The sequence below is a fragment of the Gilliamella apicola genome (genome assembly GCF_003202915.1).
GTDB classification, from domain to species: domain Bacteria; phylum Pseudomonadota; class Gammaproteobacteria; order Enterobacterales; family Orbaceae; genus Gilliamella; species Gilliamella apicola_Q.
Genome location: NZ_QGLP01000015.1, coordinates 1 through 1,145 on the forward strand (window position 1 = coordinate 1; position 1,145 = coordinate 1,145).

Annotated in this window: 1 protein-coding gene; it reads right to left on the reverse strand. The window is 41.5% G+C overall.

Annotated features, from left to right (window positions below):
• Window positions 1–7 precede the first annotated feature (7 nt).
• Window positions 8–1,145 (reverse strand): elongation factor Tu (gene tuf / locus DKK79_RS14265; protein ID WP_110424624.1); only part of this gene is annotated, 1,138 nt, incomplete at its 5' end.

Consider the following 1,145-nt stretch of genomic DNA (forward strand, 5'->3'; position numbering starts at 1 on the left):
GCTTAAATTATTTAATAACTTTAGCAACAACACCAGCACCAACAGTACGACCACCTTCACGGATAGCGAAACGTAAACCGTCTGCCATTGCGATTGGGTGAATTAATGATACTGTCATTTTGATGTTATCACCTGGCATTACCATCTCTACGCCTTCTGGTAATTCGATAGTACCAGTTACGTCAGTTGTACGGAAGTAGAACTGTGGACGGTAGCCTTTGAAGAATGGAGTATGACGACCACCTTCATCTTTACTTAAAATATACACTTCTGATTCAAAATCAGTATGTGGTGTGATTGAACCTGGTTTCGCTAATACTTGACCACGTTCGATTTCTTCACGTTTTGTACCACGTAGTAATACACCTACGTTCTCACCAGCACGACCTTCGTCTAGTAATTTACGGAACATTTCTACACCAGTACAAGTTGTTTTAGCTGTTGGTTTGATACCAACGATTTCAACTTCTTCACCAACTTTGATTACACCGCGCTCTACACGACCTGTTACTACTGTACCACGACCTGAGATTGAGAATACGTCTTCGATTGGTAATAAGAATGGTTTATCAATGTCACGCTCTGGTTCTGGGATATAAGTGTCTAATGCTTCTGCTAATTCAACAATTTTTTCTTCCCATGCTGCATCGCCTTCTAACGCTTTAAGCGCTGAACCACGAATTACTGGAGTATCGTCACCTGGGAAATCGTATTGAGATAGAAGTTCACGTACTTCCATTTCAACTAATTCTAATAACTCTTCATCATCAACCATATCGCATTTGTTTAAGAATACGATGATGTAAGGTACACCTACTTGACGACCTAAAAGAATGTGCTCACGAGTTTGTGGCATAGGACCATCAGTTGCTGCTACTACTAAGATAGCGCCGTCCATTTGAGCCGCACCAGTGATCATGTTTTTAACATAGTCAGCATGGCCTGGGCAGTCTACGTGTGCGTAGTGACGAGTTGGTGTATCGTATTCAACGTGTGAAGTGTTGATGGTGATACCACGAGCTTTTTCTTCTGGTGCATTATCGATTTGATCGAATGCACGAGCTTGACCACCGTATTTTTTAGATAGTACAGAAGTAATAGCTGCAGTTAAAGTTGTTTTACCATGGTCAACGTGGCCGATTGTA